Genomic DNA, 20,011 nt, shown 5'->3' with positions numbered 1-20,011 from the left:
CTCACATTTATGGTGACTGACACACCGCTTTCGCGAGCAGGCTCGCTCCCACAGGTTATGTGTGTGGTCTTCACTAGCGTGCCCAATTCAAGGAACTGCGCGATGAGAAGTATTTTCAAGTTGTTAGGGCAGCGTCTGGCTTTAGGCCTGCTTTCGCTGTTCGCGGTATCAGTCATCATTTTTCTCGCAGTCGGCCTGCTCCCGGGCGACATCGCCCAGGCCATGCTCGGCCAGTCCGCCACCCCGGAAACCGTGGCGGCCTACCGCGCGCAACTGGGCCTGGACCTGCCACCCCTGACCCGTTTCGGCCACTGGATCTGGCAGTTGCTGCACGGTGATCTTGGCGTGTCGCTGGCCAACCAGCGGCCGATCGCCGAACTGGTCGGCACCCGCCTGGGCAACACCTTCAGCCTGGCGCTATTGGCGGCACTGGTGTCAGTGCCTTTGGCGTTGTTGCTGGGCATGCTCGCGGCGTTGTACCGCAACAGCTGGTTCGACCGCCTGCTCAACACCTCGGCCCTGAGTGCGGTGTCGTTCCCAGAGTTCTTCGTCGCCTACATCCTGATCCTGGTGTTCGCGGTGAAGCTCAATTGGTTCCCGAGCATTTCCAATCTCTCGCCGAACGCCACGCTGGGTGAGGTATTGGAACGCTCGGTGCTGCCGGTGGCGACCCTGAGCCTGGTGGTGATCGCGCAGATGATGCGCATGACCCGCGCCTCGCTGATCAATCTGCTGGCCAGCCCGTACATTGAAATGGCCCGGCTCAAGGGCATCAGCCAGTCGCGCATCATCTTCCGTCACGCTTTGCCCAACGCGCTGGCGCCGATCGTCAACGTGGTGGCGCTGAACCTGGCGTACCTGGTGGTCGGCGTGGTGGTGGTCGAAGTGGTGTTTGTCTATCCGGGCCTCGGCCAGTTGCTGGTGGACTCTGTAGCCAAGCGCGACATCCCGGTGGTGCAGGCCTGCAGCCTGATCTTTGCCGCGACCTACATCCTGCTCAATACCAGTGCCGACGTGCTGTCGATTGCCAGCAACCCACGCCTGATGCATCCAAAGGGGTAGACCATGAGCTTGCTTAAACAATTGGTCCGGGCGCCGCTGAGTGCGAAGTTCGGATTGCTGGTGATCGTTGTGTACATTCTGGTGGCGCTGTTCGCCCCGGTACTGGCGCCGTTTGGCGAGACCCAGGTGGTGGGCGAGGGCTTCGCGCCGTGGGGCGGGCAGTTCCTGTTGGGCACCGATAACCTGGGGCGCGACATGTTCAGCCGCCTGGTCTATGGCGCGCGCAACACGCTGGGCATCGCCTTCCTGACCACGGTTCTGGCGTTCTTGCTCGGGGGGACCTGCGGCCTGGTTGCGGCGATCAAGGGCGGTGCGATCGATCAGGGCCTGTCGCGGGTCGTGGACATCCTGATGGCCATTCCGCAATTGATCTTTGCCTTGCTGATTCTCAGTGTTGTCGGCACCACGGCCACGTCGCTGGTGCTGGTGATCGCGCTGCTGGATGCGACCCGGGTGTTTCGTCTGTCGCGCGCCGTGGCAATGAACGTGGTAGTGCAGGACTTCGTCGAAGCCGCGCGCCTGCGCGGTGAAGGCCTGGGTTGGCTGGTCACCCGCGAAGTACTGCCCAACGCAGCGGCGCCGCTGATTGCCGAATTCGGCCTGCGTTTCTGCTTCGTGTTCCTGTTCATCAGTGCGCTGTCGTTCCTCGGCCTGGGCATCCAGCCGCCCACCGCCGACTGGGGCAGCATGGTGCGCGACAACGCCGTGCTGATCACCTTCGGCGACATCAGTCCATTACTGCCCGCCCTGGCCGTGGCCTTGATCACGGTCAGCGTCAATTTCGTCGTCGACTGGATGCTGCACAAATCCAGCGGCCTCAAGGAATGCTGAACATGACGACATCCAAACCTTTGCTGGAAATCCGCAACCTGCACATCGAAGGCCATTACGAGGATGCCTGGCATCCGCTGATCAAGGGCATCGACCTGACCCTGCAACGCGGTGAGGTGCTGGGGCTGATCGGTGAATCCGGGGCGGGCAAATCGACCTTGGGCTTGTCCGCCATGGGTTATACCCGCGACGGCTGCAAAATCACCGGCGGCACGGTGCATTTCGACGGCATCGACCTGCTCAAGGCCAAGCCCGAAGCCTTGCGCAAGTTGCGCGGCCTGCGCATCGCCTACGTCGCGCAGAGTGCGGCCGCCTCCTTCAACCCGGCCCATCGCTTGATCGATCAGCACGTGGAAACAGCGGTGAAGAACGGTGGCATGAGCAGAACCCAAGCCATGGCCGAGGCTGTGGAGTTGTATCGCGTGCTGCGCTTGCCCAATCCCGAACAGATCGGCCAGCGTTACCCGCACCAGGTCTCCGGCGGGCAGCTGCAACGGGTCATGACCGCCATGGCGATGGCCTGCCACCCGGACCTGATCATCTTCGACGAACCGACCACCGCACTGGACGTCACCACCCAGATCGAAGTGCTGGCGGCGATTCGCGATGCGGTGAAGACTTACGGCAGCGCGGCGATCTACATCAGCCACGACCTGGCAGTAGTGGCGCAGATGGCCGACCGTATCATGGTGCTGCGCCACGGCAAACTGGTGGAGGAGGCCGAGACCCGCAAGATGCTCGGCGATCCGCAGGAGGACTACACCAAGTCGTTGTGGGCGGTGCGCAGTTTCCGCACCGAGCCCAAACCCTGCCCGCAGCAGGAAAAACCGCTGCTGGAACTGCGCAACAGCTGCGCCAGCTACGGGCAGCAACCGGTGCTGCATGATGTTTCCTTGAAATTGTATCGCGGCCAGACCCTGGCGGTGATCGGCGAATCCGGCAGCGGTAAAAGCTCCACGGCGCGGCTGATCACCGGTTTGTTGCCACCGACTCATGGGCAAGTGCTGTATGACGGCAAACCGCTGCCAGCGGACTTTCGCCAGCGCAGCAAGGAGCAACTGCGGCGCGTGCAGATGATCTACCAAATCCCCGATACGGCGCTGAACCCGCGCCAGCGCATCGTCGACATCATCGGCCGGCCGCTGACGTTCTATCTGGGACTCAAGGGCAAGGCCATGCGTGCTCGGGTAGCCGAGCTGCTGGAGATGATCGAACTGGACCCTGCGACCTTCATGGAGCGTCAGCCCCGCGAGCTGTCCGGTGGCCAGAAACAGCGGGTCTGCATCGCCCGGGCACTGGCCGCCGATCCGCAACTGATCATCTGCGACGAAGTCACCTCGGCCCTCGATCAACTGGTAGCCGAAGGCGTGCTCAAGTTGCTCAACCGCATTCAACAACAGCTCGGCGTCGCGTACCTGTTCATCACCCATGACGTCGCCACCGTGCGGGCGATCGCCGACGAAGTGCTGGTGATGCAACGGGGCAGGGTGGTGGATCATGGCTCGCGCAGTGCTATTTTCACGCCACCGCACCAGGACTACACCGGACTGCTGTTTTCCTCCGAACCACAAATGGACCCCGACTGGCTCGACCGCTTGCTGGCCAGCCGCGCTACCCCGAATTCAAACCCTATGTTGGAAAAAGTCTAAGGAATTCCCATGAAAGTACTGATCGTCCACGCTCATCCAGAGCCACAATCCTTCACCGCTGCCTTGCGCGACCAGGCCGTTGCGACGCTTGAAGCCCAGGGTCACGAAGTGCAGGTCAGCGACCTGTACCAGATGAACTGGAACCCGGTGGCCAGCGCCGATGACTTCTCGTCGCGGGAGAATCCCGAGTACCTGGTCTATGCGCTGGAACAACGCCTCGGCGTGAAAAGCCAGTCGCTGGCGGCGGACATCCAGGCTGAACTGGACAAGCTGCTGTGGGCCGACCTGCTGATCCTCAACTTCCCGATCTTCTGGTTCTCCACCCCGGCCATGCTCAAGGGCTGGATCGACCGGGTGCTGGTGTCGGGCATCTGCTACGGCGGCAAGCGTTTCTACGATCAGGGTGGCTTGAGCGGGAAGAAGGCTCTGGTGACAGTGACGTTAGGCGGGCGCGAACATATGTTTGGCGAAGACGCGATCCATGGTCCGTTGGAGGATATGTTGCGGCCGATTTTGCGCGGTACGCTGGCGTATGTTGGCTTCGACGTGCTGGAACCGTTCGTGGCCTGGCATGTGCCGTACATCAGCGATGAGGCTCGGCAGCAATTTCTGGTCGATTACGGTCAGCGATTGCAACACCTGAGCGACGACCAGCCCTTGGTGTTTCCGAAACTGTCGCAGTTCGACGAACAGCTCTATCCGCTGCTTACGAACGCCTGATAGACACCCCAAAACCCTGTGGGAGCGGGCTTGCCCGCGATGAGGGCGGCACATCCAACATCGATGCCGACTGTCCTGACGCCTTCGCGGGCAAGCCTCGCTCCTACAGTTTGATCTTCAGCGCGTTCGAATCCCCGCAGCATTGTTCTGAATACGCAAACACTGAAGTCGCCGAGATTGGAATTGTTGGTGTAGTGGCGGGCTTGTAGCCTCCATCACGCCGAACACCAGGATCCGCCAACGATCCAGTGGAGCCCCAGCCAGGGCTCATCAAGACGTCATACCTTGCTTTCGGCCTTACGCCCCTTCGGGGGATTGGCGCCTAATAAAAATAAGGAAGGCAGGTATGAGTATTCGTGCATGGGGTTGCGCTGCGACCCTGTTCGCTCCCGTTCTGGGGGCTGGCATTTTGTTTCCCGCGATGGCGCAAGCATCGGGCATCCCCTATGCCAGTAACAGGCCGCAAAGCTTTCAGTTCAGTTCGGACTTCACTGAGCCCTACAACTCGGTCGGTCAGGAGTTTGAATACAACGACGACCGCAAACGCTTCGACGATCACGGCAACAAGGTCGCCGGCAGCAAGACCGAGACTTACGTTGGCCTGACTTCGTTGTTGCACTACTGGAAGATGGACGGTCTGCCCAATACCGGCTTTATCGCCAGTATCACCCTCCCGGAGATCGCGGTGCGCGGCAACGGCACGCGGGTCAGCGGGCTTGGCGATCCGTTGGTCGGCGGCCTGGTCTGGTACAACCCGACACCGCTACGCACCATCGGTGCACAAGCCTATGTGCAGCTGCCGACCGGTGCGGACTCGGTCAGCAGCGACACCTACGCCTTGTGGCCTTCGCTGTTCTACAACGAATGGCTGGGCAAAGTGAACATCGACCTCTTGGTCGGCGCGATCCTTCGTGGCGATGGCCCGCACCACACTGAACCTGGCAATACAGGCCACGCCAACCTGCGCCTGGGTTACAACATCGTCGATCGCCCGACCTACCAGGTCACGCCCTTCGTCAGTGCCGATTACCAGAAAACCTTCGGCTCCGATGATCGCAACAACAATTACATCGAATTCTCTGAATCCAACGAAACCGCGCTCGGCGCCGGCGTGCTGTTCCAGCTCAAGCCCGGCGTGCAGAAGGTGTTCGCCCAGAAAATGTGGGATCAGGTATCCATCCACTATTCCAAAGGCGTGGAAGGGCGCAACACCACCGTCACCGACGGCTTGTTTGTGCAGCTCTGGCATTACTGGTGAAACACCGACGCCTGCCTGCGTCGCCGCTACTCATTCCGGAGAATAAAAAGTGAACGAAGAAAACCAGAAACTTGCACTGTCACGTCGCAGCTTCATCAAGGCCGGTGCCGCCGGTACGGCTGTCGCCGCCTTGTCGGGTGTGGCCGCACGTGCGATGGCCAGCGACGAGCTGCCCTTCGACAGAGAGCACGACATTGTCGTGGTCGGCGGTGGCGGCAGCGGTTTGCCGACCGCGTTGTTCTCCCGTTGGCTGGGCAATGACGTGGTCATCCTGGAAAAAGCCGGCAGCCCTGGTGGCACCGCAGCGAAAGCGGCGTTCTGGTACTGGGTACCGAACAACAAGCCGATGCGTGACGCCGGCATCGTCGATGACAAAGCCGACTACCTGCGCTATGTCGCCCGTCTGACACGCCCGCAATCCTACGACGCCTCGTTGCCCAAACTCGGCCTGTCGGATTGGGAATACGAGATGTGCGAAGCGATCTACGAGAGCGCCTCGCCTGCTGCCGAACTGTTGGCCGAACGCGACGCACTGCCTTATCGCCATTGCCCGGACGTGCCGGACTACTGGGCAGAGTTGTCCGAAGACAAAGCCAAGAAAGGTCGCGTATTGGTGCCCAAGGACGCCCGGCCCAGCATGTCGGACGGCGGTCGCGTGGCGATTCGTACGCTGACCGCCGCCGCCAAGCGTGACGGCGTGCAGATCCGTACCGGCGAGCGCGTGGTGAAAGTGATCCTCAACGGCACAGGCGAAGCGATCGGTGTCGAAGTCGAAACCGAAGAGGGCACGCGGCAACGGGTCAAGGCGCGCAAAGCGGTGATCTTCGCCACGGGTGGTTTTACCCACGATCCGGAACTGCGTCGCAACTTCCTCAACGCCCCGGTCTACGGTGGCTGCGCGGCCTTGACCAACGAGGGCGATTTCATCCGCATCTCCAGTGAACTGGGTGTGCAATTGCGCAACATGAACTACGCGTGGTCGTGCCCGATCCTCTTGGAAAAAGCCCTGGCCAAGGACGGTTCGATGTCCGGCATCTTCACCATGAACGGCGACTCGATGTTGATGGTGAACAAGTACGGCAAGCGCGTCGTCAACGAAAAAACCGTCTACAACGAACTGGTCCCGACCTTCTTCCAGTGGGACGGCGATAAAGCCGAATACCCGAACCTGGTGATGTTCTCAATCTGGGACCAGCGCGCCCAGGACTTCTGCAGCAGCGACGAATACGGCTCGCCGATCGTGCCCAAGGGCGGCAACGACCGCCATGTGGTCAAGGGAGAAACCCTGGAAGAGCTGGCGAAGAACATCGCCGAACGGCTGGATAAACACGCCGCCGATATTGGCGGGATGAAGCTCGGCGCGGATTTCAATCTCAACTTGAAAGCCACGCTCAAGCGCTTTAACGAGTTGGCGAAGAAGGGCAAGGATCTGGACTTCCATCGCGGCGAACTGGTGATCCAGGGCGTGTTCACCGGCCCAGTCAAACCTGACCGCACCGGCAACCTGACGATGTACCCATTGGCAGCGAAAGGTCCGTACTACGCGGCGTTGATCACGGGCGGCAACCTCGACACCAAGGGCGGCCCGAAAACCAATTCCGTCGGCCAGGTATTGAACAACGCCGATGCACCGATCCCGGGCCTGTACGGCGTCGGCAACTGCGTGGCGTCGGCATCCGGTCGCGCCTATTGGGCCGGCGGTTCGACGCTTGGCCCGATCATCGCCTTTGCCTATCGCGCCGCGAACCAGGCGCACAAAGAACCGAGCCGAAGCTGAATCAAGCCCCATGACTGCATGAGATCGACGATATGACGCACTTCAACTTCTTCCGGCGGGCCCCAGCGCTGTTGGTGCTGGCAGCCAGTTTTGGCCTGTCCGGCATCGCTCAGGCTGATGACCTGGCGGTGGCACAGAAACTGGCGAACAACCATTGCGCGGTCTGCCACACCTTCGACAAGGGCGGGCCGCCGGGGCAGGGACCGAACCTGTTCGGGCTGCTGGGTCGCAAGGCCGCCAGCGAATCCAACTTCACGTACAGCGACGGCTACGCCAAAGCCATGTCCGGCAAGGTCTGGGATGAGCCGATGCTCGACGCCTGGCTGACCGATGCCCAGAGCGTGGCGCCGGGCAGTGCCATGGTTTATTCCCAGGACGACCCGGCCAAGCGGCAGAAGATCATCACCTACATCAAGTCCCTGCAGTAAAAATCACCGCAATTCCCCTGTAGGAGCTGCCGCAGGCTGCGATCTTTTGATCTTCGGCGGACTTGAGATCGCCACAAAATCAAGATCAAAAGATCGCAGCCTGCGGCAGCTCCTACAGGGATGTGTATCGGTTTTCCATCATCCCAAAAGCAGTTCGGAGACAGCATGATCAGTACCCTGACAATGACCGACGAGCAACGCAAATCGGTCGCCCTGGAATACCTCAAGGCATTCGACAACGGCGGTATCACCTCCACTGGCGGCAGCATCCTCGAGCTGTTCGCCGATGATGCGCAGGTCCTCTTTCCAAAGTGGGGACTGGCCACCGGCCGGGACCAGATCGGCCAGATGTTCGGCGACCTGGGCAGCCGCCTGAAATCGATTACCCACGACTACGCGCACTTCAACTGGATTCTCACGGGCACCGACACGCTGGTCTGCGAAGGCACCAGTTTTGGTGAACACGTCGACGGCCACTGGCGTGCAGGCGTCCCTTCACCGGCCGGTGCCGGTTACTGGGCCGACGTGTTCGAGATCCGTGACTTCAAGATCCAGCGCTGCTTCATCTACCTGGACCCTGACTACGGCAGCCAGGACACCGCGCGCTATCCTTGGCTCAATCGGTAACCGCTGACCCCCTGTAGGAGCGAGCATGCTCGCGATGGTCGTTAACGATAACGCGGGGAACCTGACACCCAGCGGCGCTCTTGAGTTCATCGCGAGCATGCTCGCTCCTACAGTGGTTTCCCATTTGAGTTCAGGACAAGTTCTCGTCCGGGATGTGGAGTGCGAGGTGCCGAAAGGCTAACCTGGTATTTCTATAAGAACAAAAACATCCAGAGAACCTGCCCCATGGATCGTTTACTCAGTGTCGAAGCCTTCGTGCGGGTTGCCGAAACCGGCAACTTCGCCAGGGCGGCCCAGCAACTTGGCGTGACCCGCTCGGTCATTACCCATCGCATCCAACAGCTGGAGCAGTTCATCAATGCGCCGCTGTTCCATCGCAGCACGCGCCATGTGCGGCTCTCCGAGGTCGGGGAGACGTACTACAAGGAGTGCGCGGACATGGTCGCGAGTTTCAACTCGCTGACCGAGCACATGCGCGAACTGCGCGCCAAACCCACCGGCAAACTCCGGGTGCAAATGCTGCCCGGTTTTGCCATCGGGCACTTCGGCCGCATGCTGGCCGAGTTCACGCGGCTGTACCCGGACATTGAAGTGGACGTCATCGTCAACGACCGGGTGGTGGACCCGATCGAAGAAGGCTTTGACGTGGCGTTCCAGATGTTCCCGCCCATGGCGGAAACCCTGATCGAGCGCAAATTGTTCAGCGTTCGGCGGTTGTTCTGCATGTCCCCCGAGTACGCCAGCGAGTTCGGCGTGCCGACCCATCCCCAGGAATTGCTGCAACACAAGATCGCCCTGTACGAGGGTTATCCGTCGCGCAACCGCTGGCTGTTCAACCGCGAAGACGAGCAGGTGGAACTGAGCCTGCCGGGTCAGGTGCGCTCGAACTCGGTGCATCTGTTGCGTGATTACGCGCAGACCGGCGTTTGTATTGTCTGCCTGCCGACGCTGGTGGCCAGTGACGACCTGCTCAGCGGGCGGTTGATTCCGGTGCTGCCGGAGTACGCGTTGTCATCCTTCAATTTCTCCGCGGTGTATCCCGCGACCCAGCGCCGGGCCTTGAAAGTCCGTACGTTGATCGACTTTCTGGTGGAGAACTTCGGCGATGAACCATGCTGGGATAAACCCTTGCTGGAGCGGGGCTGGGTTCGCTGAGTCAATACACCAAACCTGTGGGAGCGAGCCGGCTCCGGGCGGCGTTCCGACGAATGCGGTTTTACATCCGGCAGGGATGTTGGCTGACAACCGCCTTCGCGAGCAGGCTCGCTCCCACAAGGATCGCAGTGACCCCAGTGTTTGCGTTTCGCAAACACTGTTGTCGCCGGTCCTCTAATTGTTCCCGGGTCTGGTGCGACGTACTGTTGGCTCACTGTTACTACAACAACAAAACGGTGAAAACCATGAGTAGCGCGGCAATCGAAACGGTCTTCGGCTCGCTGGACAAGTACACCAAGGGCTCGGTTGAAATCATCAGCGGCCAGGCCAGTCACTACGCCTTTTCCAACGTATTCGAGGTGGCGGAAAAATCCCTCCCTTACGAAAAAGTCGTCGTTGGCCTCAACCTCGGCTACGTCATTGAAACCCTGCGCGCCGAAGGCCAATCACCCTGGTACACGGCCGCGCACGACGAATTCGCCATCGTCATGGACGGTGAAGTGCGGGTGGATTTCCTCAAGCTCGATGCGCCATTGAAAGCAGGCGAGGGCACGCAACTGGCAGGTGAAGTGCCGGAGGGCAAACCAATGGGCTACGTCCTGCTCAAGCGCGGTCACCAGTGCCTGTTGCCGGTGGGCACCGCGTATCGCTTCGAAGCCAGTCGCCCGGGCGTGATCCTGCAGCAGACGATCAAAGGGCCGTTGTCGGTCGAGAAGTGGGCCGACATCTGCTTCAAGTGATCTGCCCAGCTGACCCCCGCCAACTAAAACAAGAGGAATTCCATCATGGCCATGCTTGAAACCGCTGCCGAAAGTCCACTGTTTGCCGACGACGAAGTCAAGATCAGCTCGCCCCACGCGGTCACCGGCTACTGCTCATTTCAACTCGGCGCGTTCGAACTGTCGCGCGACGAGTATTTCGCCCGCATCACCTGGCCCGCCAAAGGTCAGACCCGTTCGCACTTGATTCCGGCTGATGCCTTTTTGCGCGCCTTAATGCGCGACGTGGCCTGGGGCTTTTTCTACGGCTGGGTCAACTTCGACCACGTCATCGGCACCCGCAACTACTACGGTAAAGTCGACCTGTACGCCGGCACCTTCAATGGCACGCTCAAGGCGGCAGGGGTCAACTACACCGAAAATTTCGAAACGCCGCTGATCATGGCGACATTCAAGGCGATCCTGCGCGACTGGACCAACGCCACCTTCGACCCGTTCGCCGCGCCGGAAGAAACCGGCAGCGCATTCGGTCGCAAGAACGGCAACAACATCGAAGCCATCGAACGCTTCCGTATCGCCACCAAGCGCATGCCCGGCCTGCCGGATGATTCACCGCTGCGCAACGATCTGCCGGTCAATCGCCAGTTCATCGATGTGCCTCAGGACGAGCCGGAAATCCACGCTGCAGAAGGTTTCGAAGGTGAGTTGCATGGGTTCAACCTGCACAAGTACCTGTCGCGCTCCGACGTGACCTGGAACCCGTCGGTGACCTCGGTGTGCAAGGCCAGCCTGTTTTGCCCGACCACCGAAGAATTCATCCTGCCGGTGTTCCATGGCAATGACCGGATCGAGTGGTTCCTGCAGCTCTCGGACGAGATCATCTGGGATGTCGGAGACAAGGACGACGGCAACCCGCGTGCGCGTATCACCATGCGTGCCGGCGACATTTGCGCCATGCCGGCCGACATTCGCCACCAGGGCTATTCGACCAAGCGCTCGATGCTGCTGGTCTGGGAAAACGCCACGCCGAACCTGCCGCAACGCTATGAAAGCGGCGAGCTGGCTCCGTATCCGATCGAGTTCTAAGACCGCGTGTCTTGCCCGGCATCGCCCCAGGCCATTCTCTGAGCCATGCTCTCAGCCATCAAGTCAGACACTGCGCCTCAGGCGCGGTGCGAGGAAACCATTATGCAAAATCAGCTCTATATCGATGGCCGCTTCGTGGATGCGGTCGCCGGCGGCACCATCGACGTCGTGTCGCCCCATGACGATTCGTTGATCACCCGCATCGCCGCCGCCGAAGCCGCTGACATCGACCTCGCCGTGGCCGCCGCCAAACGTGCGTTTCCGGCCTGGTCGGCCCTCGGCGCTGCCGAGCGCGGACGCCTGCTGCTCAAACTGGCGGACAGGATCGAAGAATGCACTGAAGAACTGGCGCAGCTGGAATCCCTAAACACCGGGCACCCGATCCGTGACTCCCGTGGCCTCGATGTACCGCGCACCGCCGCGTGCTTTCGCTACTTCGGCGGCATGGCCGACAAGATCGAAGGCTCAGTGATTCCGGTTGAAGCCGGGTTCCTCAATTACGTGCAGCGCAAGCCGATCGGCGTGGTCGGGCAGATCGTGCCCTGGAACTTTCCGCTGATGTTCACTAGTTGGAAGATGGGCCCGGCGCTGGCGGCGGGCAACACCATCGTCATCAAGCCCTCGGAAATCACGCCGCTGTCGACCTTGCGCATTGTCGAGCTGATGACCGAAGTCGGCTTCCCGAGAGGCGTGGTCAACGTGGTGCCGGGTTACGGCCATACCGCGGGCCAGGCGCTGGCGGAACACCTGGACGTCGGCAAGATTGCCTTTACCGGCTCGACCGCGACCGGTCGGCGGATTGTTGAAGCGTCCAAGAGCAACCTCAAGCGCATTCAGCTGGAGCTGGGCGGCAAGGGTGCGAACATTGTGTTTGAAGACGCCAATCTGGAAGCAGCGGTCAACGGTGCAGCCTGGGCGATCTTCCATAACCAGGGCCAGGCGTGTATCGCCGGTTCGCGGCTGATTCTGCATAAAGACATTGCTGACCAGTTCCTGGAGCGCTTCATCGCCCTGGCCAAGTCCATCCGCCTCGGTGATCCGATGGACCCGGAGACCGAAATGGGCCCGCTGACCTCTGCACTGCACCGCGACCGTGTGATGGCCTACATCGATATCGCCATCGAGCAGGGCGGCAAGATCCTCGCCGGCGGCAAGGCACCGGACGACAAGGCCTTGGCCAAGGGTTTCTATGTCGAACCCACCGTGGTCGAGGCCAAGCCGGGTGACCGTGTCTGCCAGGAAGAAGTCTTTGGTCCCTTCGTCACCGTCGTGCGCTTCAGCACCGACGAGGAAGCGCTGGCCATCGCCAACGGCTCGGAGTACGGATTGGGCAGCGGCCTGTGGACGCAGAACCTTAGCCGTGCGCATAAAATGGCCGACGCCATTCATGCCGGCATGTGCTGGATCAACTGCTACAAACGCGTCAGCCCTGGCAGCCCGTTCGGCGGAGTCGGTCAATCCGGTTATGGCCGTGAAATGGGCTTCGAAGCGATCCACGATTACACCGAAGCCCGTTCGGTGTGGGTCAACGTCGACGCGAAAATCCCACCACACTTCAAGCGCTGAGGCCGGCCATGAATCCTTTTGTTTACCAAAGCCTGCCGACCCGTGTGGTGTTCGGCTGGGGCAAGCTCTCGGCGCTGGCTGAAGAAATCGAGCGATTGGGTGCCCGACGGGCGCTGATCCTCACCACGCCGGAACAACACGGCCTCGGCGAACGCGTCGCGGCGTTGCTCGGTGATCGCGCGGCGGGTGTGTACCCGCACGCCGTGATGCACGTGCCGCTGGAAGTGGCGCAAGCGGCGCGCGTTGAAGCGGCGCGTCTGGATGCCGATTGCTGTGTTGCCATTGGCGGTGGCTCGACCATTGGTCTGGGCAAGGCAATTGCCATGGACTCGGGGCTGCCCATAGTAGCCGTGCCGACCACTTACGCTGGCTCGGAGATGACGCCGATCTACGGGCTTACCGAAAATCGCCTGAAGAAAACCGGGCGTGATCCTCGGGTTTTGCCCAAGACCGTGATCTACGATCCGCAATTGACCCTGACCCTTCCGGTGCAGATCTCCGCCTGTTCGGGCATGAACGCCATGGCCCACGCGGTGGAAGCGTTGTACGCCGAGGACGCCAACCCGATCATCGGCTTCATGGCCGAGGAATCGATCCGCTCACTGGCGCAGGCGTTGCCGGGGGTGGTCAATGACCCCAATGATCCTGAAGCTCGCAGCCAGGCGTTGTATGGCGCGTGGCTGGCGGGCATTTGCCTGGGCTCGGTCGGCATGGCCTTGCACCACAAGCTCTGCCACACCCTGGGCGGGACGTTCAATCTGCCCCACGCCCAGGCCCACGCCATCGTTCTGCCGCATGCCGCGCATTACAACCGCGAAGCCGCCGCCGGGCCGTTGCAACGTGCCGCGCGCGCCCTGGGTGGTAGCGAGGCCAGTGAGGTGGGCGCCTTGTTGTATGCACTCAACCAGAAACTGGGTATTCCATTGGCACTGGCCGACATCGGCCTGCCAGAAAACGGCCCGGCCGAGGCGGCACGAATCGCCTGTGCCAGCCCTTATTACAATCCACGGCCGTTCGAACAAGGCCCGATCGAAGCGCTGCTGACCCGCGCGATGCAAGGCCTGGCGCCAGCCTGACTAACCATGCCGTGCAGTCAGCACATGTCGGAATAAAAACAATGACCGATCAAGATAAAGCCATAGAAAAACTGATCTCCGAGCAGGCAGTGAACAGCTTCGGCGATGCACCCAATGCGCGTTACAAACAGATCATGCAAAGCCTGGTCCGGCACATGCACGCGTTTGTCAGCGAAGTCGAGTTGACCGAACAGGAATGGTTTGAAGGGATACGTTTCCTGACCGAAACCGGCCACATGTGCGATGGCCTGGTGCGCCAGGAATTCATTCTGCTGTCGGACACCCTGGGTGTGTCGATGCTGGTCGACGCGATCAATCATCGACACAGCGCCACCGCCACCGAGACCACGGTGTTCGGGCCGTTCTACATCGAAGGCATGCCCGAGCGCGCGTTCGGCGAGAACATGGCCTTCACCCCAGGCGAGACGGCGCTGGTGCGCGGACGCGTGGTCGATACCCAGGGCAATGCCCTGGCCGGCGCCGTGCTGGACGTCTGGCAGACCGCCGAAAACGGCATGTACTCGGGCCAGGACAGCGAACAGCCGTTCGGCAATCTGCGCGGTCGCTATCGCACCGACGCCGACGGTTGTTTTGCGATCCGCACGATTGTCCCGGTGTGTTATCCGATACCGACCGATGGCCCGGTGGGGCGCATGCTCAACGCCGCCAACCGGCATCCCTGGCGGCCGGCGCACCTGCATTTCATGATCGAGGTGCCGGGGCATCGCAAACTGGTGACCCACCTGTTCAATCACGACGATCCGTACCTGGCGTCCGATGCGGTGTTCGGCGTGAAGCAGTCGCTGCAGGTGATCTATGAAGACCGCATCACCCACGATGACGTGTCCGCACGGCTGTGTATGCCATTGCCGTTCAAGCGTGCGTGTTACGAATTCGTCATGGAAGTCGAGTGAATCATGGGCCAGTTTTTTGCGGTATTCGCCACAGACCACCCGGATTCCCTGGCCTTGCGCCAGCGCCTGCGGCCCAGTCACCAGGCGCATTTGCGTGCGACCGATACGCACCGCGTGGTCGTGCGCTTGGGAGGCCCGACCCTCGATGATGTCGGCACCGCGATGAATGGCACGCTGCTGGTGATCGAAGCCGGCAGCCTGGCGGAAGTGGAAGCCTTCATCGAGGACGATCCCTATGTCCAGGCCGGGCTGTTTGCGAGCATCCAGATTCGCCCCTGGCACTGGAGTCTCGGCAACCCGGAACTGCGTGGCTGACCATGACCCTCATCACCTTGTGCCAACGCGAAGACATCGCCGACGGCGGCGCCCTGGGCCTGCCGCAGCATCAGCAACTGCATCCCGCCGGCCTCGTTGCAGTGCGCCAGGGCGAGCAGGTGTGGGTGTACATCAACCGCTGCCCGCATTTTTCCGTGCCGCTGGACTATCGCCCGCAGGAATTCTGCACCTATCGCGGCCAGGTGCTGATGTGCGCGCATCACAGTGCGATGTTTCGTTTCGACGACGGGCACTGCATCGATGGACCGTGCAAAGGCGCGAGGCTGGAATCTGTGCCGGTGCGCTGGGTGGAAAACCGTCTGGTCATGGAGGTGGGCGGGGAGGGCTGAACTACACTCTTTCAGGGTGAATCACGCCATTAGGAGATCATCATGAAAAGGTTGTCGCCCATCGGCCTGTGCGTCGCATTGTCGTTTTTCAGTGCCCAGGGATGGGCCCAGACGGTAGTACCGATGAAGGGCCAGACTTCGCAACAGACTCAACTGGATATCAACGAATGCAACAGCATCGCCGCCAGCAGTGCATCAACGACGTCGACACCCTCTGGTGGACGGCTGAAAGGCGCCGCAGCGGGCGCGGCTGCCGGTGCGGCAGGGGCCCAGGTGCGCGGCCGCCAGCATGATGAGTTCTATGATCGTGTCGATGACGATACCAAGCAGGACTACCGGCAGAACCGTGCCAAGGAAACGGCTGTGGCGGGTGCCGTGGTCGGCGGCTCGCGCCAGCGTCAGGAGCGCCGGGCGCAGGAGAAGACCAACACAGCGAACACTGCTACGGCGTATACCAGTTGCTTGCAGGGCAAAGGGTATCAGGTCAATCCCTGAACCTGTGGGAGCGAGCTTGCTCGCGATGACGGTGGCACAGTCAACACTGTGTTACCTGATAGTCCGCTATCGCGAGCAAGCTCGCTCCCACAAGGATCGCGGTGTTCAAAGCATTACCTGATCGGCATTGGCCCCAGCACCTGGTTTTTTTGCCGCTGATCCAGCAAACGAACCATCAGGCACGCATACAGCGTCACCGCAATGAACAGCCCCATGCGCACCGCGAAGGCGGTGTATACGTCCTTGCCGGCCAGGCTGTCCTGGACCGACTGGCCTAAAAGAATGATCAGGGTGATCAAGGTGTTGAGCCAGAAGCCCGGACTCAACTGGCCCGGGCTCAGGCCATAGAGCTTGCGCGCCAGGATCAGGCCGAACAGCAGCATCCACAGGAAGAACATCCACAGGTGCACAAACACAGTCAGGGCGCTCCAGAACAGAATCGCCAACAGGCCGCCAAGCAAGGTCGAGCCAATCAGCTCGCGTGCGGCGTCGCGCGCGTTGGTGCTGGAACTCTGCTGTCCCAGGCCCACGGCCTTCAGGACGATGGGCATGTAGCTGGCGGGGTCGATCAGTGCCAGCAGGAACGTCGGCATCACGATCAGGGTTGCCCGCAACGCTACTCGGTCGACGTCTGCCGCCGACAGTGCCGGGGCGGGCGGGGGCGTTGGGGCATTGTCCGGTTCGGGGAATAGCCAGTGACTTAACCTGCCGATCATGATTGCCAGGAGCAAGCCGCTGATCAACGCCTTGATCACCATTGCCGCCAGCCCGAAGTCGGCGACCCCGGCTGCCGGTATCATGGTCAGGCCGATCACCAGGAAGGTCACCACCAGATTGTTGCCACCGCGCTGGCCAAAGCGAAACACCATCAGCAGGCCGAGGCCGATCAACAGCACGCCGCTGAAGGCGTAGTAACGCAGCAGCGGGATCAACAGCAGGCCGATGCCGGTGGTTAGCATCGCGGTCAACGCCAACACCAGGGTGGCCTTGAACGACAACGGGCGATTGAGGCTGACCAGCAACAATGCCCCCAGCACCGGCGCCAGGAAGGGGATCGGCAACCCCAGGCCAAAACTGGTGGCCAGGCACAACGCAGTGCCAGAGGCCAGGCGCAGCGCGCGCTGCACCCTCGGCGTGTGCTTAGTAGGCATACGACAGCCAGCTCATCAGCCACAGGAACAAGCGGCCCAGCGGGTTGAGCACGTTGCCTTCGGCAGGGAAGGCCATGACTTCGGCCTGGCCACCGGAACGGATGGCGCGGTTGTCCTTGAGCATGCTCAGTGACTCGGGGGAAAACTCGATGACCACCGGAAAACGCTGGGCCGGGCGCAGCCAGTCACGGCTGTTCTGCACCGTGGGCAGGCTGCCGGGCGCGGTCGGCTGCCCCACACTGACGCCGTAGCCGACACTGCGCACGCGGCCCGCGAACACTTCGCCGGGCAGCGCATCAAGGGCAATCGACACCGGGGTTTCGGGCCGGACCAGCGCGAGGTTGTTCTCGGTCATGTCGGCGCTGATCCATACATCGTGGATCGCAATCAGGGTCATCACCGGGTTGCCGGCCGCGGCGAATTGGCCGACATCGGTGCGCAGGTCGGTGATCAACCCGGCCGAACGGGCGCGAATCTGTGTGTTGGAAAGATCCAGTTCAGCTTTCGACAGGGCGGTGGCGGCACTGCGCAACAGGGCGTTGTCTTCCTCGCTGCCGCCTTCCTGCTCGCGGGCGCGCTGCACTTCGGCGCGGGCCGCGGCGACCTGGCTGACGGCCGCCTCGCGGTTGGCGCGGGACACCTCCAGCAGGCGTACGGAAATGGTCCCGGGGTCTTCGCGGTACAAGCCCTCAAGGCGCTGATTGTCCTGCCGCGCCTTGAGTTCGTTGGCCTGCGCCGCGCGTAGACTGGCTTGCGCCGAGGCGATACCGGCGGTGCTGGCGCCGATCTGTCGGCGGGTGGATTCAAGGTCGGCGCGTGCCCGATCAACGGCGATCTGGTAGGGCTGCGGGTCAATTTCGAAAATCACCTCGCCGGCTTTTACATCCTGGTTATTGCGCACGTTGACGCGAATCACCCGGCCGGCGACTTCGGCCGCCACCGGAATCACAAACGCGCCCACCCGTGCCTGCTGGGTATAAGGGGTGAAGCGGTCAGCCAGCAGGTACCAGGCCAAGCTCAGGACAATCAGCAGCAATACCCACTTGATGCCTTTTTTCGCCGGGTCGGTGGCAGGCTGCGCTGGCTGAGGGGAGGGCGCGGCTTCAGTCATGGTCTTTCACCTGATTGGGCAAAGGGAAGGCGGGTCGATCAGCCGGGGGCTCGGCGAGCAAGTCGCCCCAGTCGGTGCGGTGTTCCATCTGCTGGCGCGTGGCGCGATCGACCTTGGGCTGGGCGCTGTACCATCCGCCGCCCAGCGCCTTGTACAGGGCAATCACGTTGCTCACGGCATCGCCACGGCTGAGCAGGTAGCTGTCCTGCAGTTCGAGCAGCGCTCGCTGGGCATCCAGTACTCGCTGGAAGTCCGAGTAACCTTCGCGGTAGAGCGTGTTGGCCAGTGCCAGCGAGCGTTTCGCGGCGCTTTCGGCCTCGCGCAGGATGCGTTCGCGTTGCAGGGAAAAGGTCAGACCGTTGGCGGCGTCATCCGCCTCGCGTGCGGCTTGGCGGACCTTGTCGCGATAGGCTTCGATCAACTGCTGCAAGCGCGCATCCTGCACGCGCACGTTGTTGCTGATGCGGCCGTAGTCGAACACGTTCCAGCGCAGACTCGGACCGCCAATCAGGTCGAGGCTGCGGGACGTTCCGCTCAAGGTATCGGTCGACCAGACGATGCTGCCCAGCAAGGTCAGGGCCGGGTAGAAATCGGTTTCGGCTACGCCGATCAGCGCCGACTGTGCCGCGACATTCAACTCGGCCGCACGCACATCGGGCCGGCGCAGCAGCAGGTTGGCCGGGACATCCTGCAGCACGGCGCGATCCACCAACGGGATCAGTTGGGTGTTGTCGACCACCAGTGGCAGCGCACCGGGTGGCTGGCCAATCAACACAGTCAACGCATTGCGGGTGCGAGAAAGCTGATCTTCCAGAACGGGGATGGTGCTTAACGTGCCCAGGTATTGAGTCCTGGCTTGTTGCAAGTCGAGTTCGGCGGTCTGACCACTATTGAACAATCTTTCGGTGATTTCGAAGTTGCGATGCTGTTGCCGGGCGTTTTCGTTGGCGACCCGCAAGCGCGCCTCGGTGGTGCGCAGGAAAAAATAACTGTCGGCAACCTGCGCCCGCAACAGGACCAGCACGTCGTCATAGTTGGCCTCAGCCGCGAAGTAGCTGGCATCGGCGGCCTCGATGGCGCGGCTGAAGCGTCCCCAGAAATCCAGTTCCCAACCCACATCGAAGCCGGCGCTGTGTTGCCACAGGTGGCTGTCCACCGGGTTATCTCCGCCGGATTGATGGCGGTTGATGTAGACGCTGTCGGCGCTGATCTGTTGCAGTTGCGGGTAGCGCCCGCTTTGCGCAATGCCCAATTGCGCGCGGGCCTCCATCACGCGCAAACCGGCGATCTTCAGGCTGGAGTTGTGCGCATCCGACTCGGCGATCAACCGGTCGAGCACCGGGTCGTTGAAGATTTGCCACCACTGGCGCATGTCCGGGTGCAGGGTACGTTGGCTGGCGTGCTCCAGGGACGGGGTGTTCCAGTGATCGACCCAGGCTTCGCCGGGCGGCTGGAAGTCCGGCCCCAGCCGTACGCAACCGCCGAGGACCACTACGCCGAACAGCAGTAGCTGGCGGCGCCGCATCCGCGTGGATGTACCTGATTGCATTGGGTGTTTTCCAACCAAAGGACATCACAGCAGCATAGTCGTCCAGATGCCTTCTGCATGGCCTGTACGGTCAATACGCGAAAACGTCTCGACTGTCGTAAAAACGACCTGTTTACGCTGAACGCGAACCTTCGTCAGTTTTCTGTTGAACGAGTGTTCAGCTTGGACTATG

General features: G+C 61.6%; 20 protein-coding genes. 17 read left to right on the top strand and 3 right to left on the bottom strand.

All coding sequences use genetic code 11. The features are described 5' to 3' along the window. Positions 1 to 102: 102 nt before the first annotated feature. From ACA054_RS16370 to ACA054_RS16290, 17 genes are all read left to right on the top strand, one after another. Positions 103 to 1,062: an ABC transporter permease gene (locus ACA054_RS16370; RefSeq protein WP_497685167.1), complete on the top strand. Its 960-nt coding sequence runs from the start codon at positions 103 to 105 to the stop codon at positions 1,060 to 1,062. Between the two features lie 3 nt (positions 1,063 to 1,065). Continuing rightward, a complete protein-coding gene (locus tag ACA054_RS16365) occupies positions 1,066 to 1,893 on the top strand; it encodes an ABC transporter permease (protein ID WP_497685166.1) in 828 nt (275 codons plus the stop codon). Positions 1,894 to 1,895: 2 nt separating this feature from the next. Next, a complete protein-coding gene (locus tag ACA054_RS16360; protein WP_497685165.1) occupies positions 1,896 to 3,542 on the top strand; it encodes an ABC transporter ATP-binding protein in 1,647 nt (548 codons plus the stop codon). A gap of 9 nt (positions 3,543 to 3,551) precedes the next feature. Then, entirely contained in the window at positions 3,552 to 4,262 is a 711-nt protein-coding gene (locus ACA054_RS16355; RefSeq protein ID WP_497685164.1) for an NAD(P)H-dependent oxidoreductase, read from the top strand. A gap of 346 nt (positions 4,263 to 4,608) precedes the next feature. Beyond that, complete coding sequence (locus ACA054_RS16350; protein ID WP_497685163.1) at positions 4,609 to 5,520, top strand: transporter; 912 nt, start codon at positions 4,609 to 4,611, stop codon at positions 5,518 to 5,520. 49 nt (positions 5,521 to 5,569) lie between these two features. Beyond that, on the top strand, positions 5,570 to 7,297 hold the full coding sequence (locus tag ACA054_RS16345; protein WP_497685162.1) for an FAD-dependent oxidoreductase: 1,728 nt from the start codon (positions 5,570 to 5,572) through the stop codon (positions 7,295 to 7,297). 32 nt (positions 7,298 to 7,329) lie between these two features. Next, positions 7,330 to 7,725, top strand: a complete 396-nt coding sequence (locus ACA054_RS16340) for a c-type cytochrome (protein WP_497685161.1) — start codon at positions 7,330 to 7,332, stop codon at positions 7,723 to 7,725. Positions 7,726 to 7,890: 165 nt separating this feature from the next. Next, the gene (locus tag ACA054_RS16335; RefSeq protein ID WP_497685160.1) at positions 7,891 to 8,352 is read left to right on the top strand and encodes a nuclear transport factor 2 family protein; all 462 of its coding nucleotides are present in this window, start codon (positions 7,891 to 7,893) and stop codon (positions 8,350 to 8,352) included. Between the two features lie 225 nt (positions 8,353 to 8,577). Beyond that, positions 8,578 to 9,507: a LysR family transcriptional regulator gene (locus ACA054_RS16330; RefSeq protein WP_497685159.1), complete on the top strand. Its 930-nt coding sequence runs from the start codon at positions 8,578 to 8,580 to the stop codon at positions 9,505 to 9,507. 245 nt (positions 9,508 to 9,752) lie between these two features. After that, positions 9,753 to 10,247, top strand: coding sequence for a cupin domain-containing protein (locus tag ACA054_RS16325; protein WP_497685158.1), 495 nt, complete (start codon positions 9,753 to 9,755; stop codon positions 10,245 to 10,247). Positions 10,248 to 10,292: 45 nt separating this feature from the next. Next, complete coding sequence (locus ACA054_RS16320; protein WP_497685157.1) at positions 10,293 to 11,312, top strand: hydroxyquinol 1,2-dioxygenase; 1,020 nt, start codon at positions 10,293 to 10,295, stop codon at positions 11,310 to 11,312. Positions 11,313 to 11,414: 102 nt separating this feature from the next. Next, positions 11,415 to 12,878 (top strand): aldehyde dehydrogenase family protein, encoded by a 1,464-nt coding sequence (locus ACA054_RS16315; protein ID WP_497685156.1) that lies wholly within the window; start codon positions 11,415 to 11,417, stop codon positions 12,876 to 12,878. An 8-nt stretch (positions 12,879 to 12,886) separates the two neighbouring features. Further along, a complete protein-coding gene (locus ACA054_RS16310; RefSeq protein WP_497685155.1) occupies positions 12,887 to 13,954 on the top strand; it encodes a maleylacetate reductase in 1,068 nt (355 codons plus the stop codon). 41 nt (positions 13,955 to 13,995) lie between these two features. After that, positions 13,996 to 14,868 (top strand): dioxygenase family protein, encoded by an 873-nt coding sequence (locus tag ACA054_RS16305; protein WP_497685154.1) that lies wholly within the window; start codon positions 13,996 to 13,998, stop codon positions 14,866 to 14,868. Positions 14,869 to 14,871: 3 nt separating this feature from the next. Next, positions 14,872 to 15,183, top strand: a complete 312-nt coding sequence (locus tag ACA054_RS16300; protein ID WP_497634814.1) for a YciI family protein — start codon at positions 14,872 to 14,874, stop codon at positions 15,181 to 15,183. A gap of 2 nt (positions 15,184 to 15,185) precedes the next feature. Further along, entirely contained in the window at positions 15,186 to 15,533 is a 348-nt protein-coding gene (locus ACA054_RS16295) for a Rieske (2Fe-2S) protein (RefSeq protein WP_497685153.1), read from the top strand. Between the two features lie 42 nt (positions 15,534 to 15,575). Beyond that, complete coding sequence (locus tag ACA054_RS16290) at positions 15,576 to 16,028, top strand: hypothetical protein (protein WP_497685152.1); 453 nt, start codon at positions 15,576 to 15,578, stop codon at positions 16,026 to 16,028. Between the two features lie 113 nt (positions 16,029 to 16,141). On the opposite strand, the gene ACA054_RS16285 is transcribed toward ACA054_RS16290, so the two are convergent. Genes ACA054_RS16285 through ACA054_RS16275 form a run of 3 tightly spaced genes read right to left on the bottom strand, consistent with a single transcriptional unit; the run spans position 16,142 to position 19,839 of the window. Further along, positions 16,142 to 17,179 (bottom strand): DUF2955 domain-containing protein, encoded by a 1,038-nt coding sequence (locus ACA054_RS16285; protein ID WP_497685151.1) that lies wholly within the window; start codon positions 17,177 to 17,179, stop codon positions 16,142 to 16,144. Continuing rightward, positions 17,169 to 18,290 (bottom strand): HlyD family secretion protein, encoded by a 1,122-nt coding sequence (locus ACA054_RS16280; RefSeq protein ID WP_497685150.1) that lies wholly within the window; start codon positions 18,288 to 18,290, stop codon positions 17,169 to 17,171. The genes ACA054_RS16285 and ACA054_RS16280 overlap by 11 nt, the downstream gene beginning before the upstream one ends. Next, complete coding sequence (locus ACA054_RS16275) at positions 18,283 to 19,839, bottom strand: efflux transporter outer membrane subunit (protein ID WP_497685149.1); 1,557 nt, start codon at positions 19,837 to 19,839, stop codon at positions 18,283 to 18,285. The genes ACA054_RS16280 and ACA054_RS16275 overlap by 8 nt, the downstream gene beginning before the upstream one ends. Positions 19,840 to 20,011: the final 172 nt, after the last annotated feature.

It is taken from the genome of Pseudomonas sp. LBUM1653, assembly GCF_059716115.1.
This window is presented reverse-complemented; position numbering and strand designations above follow the sequence as displayed.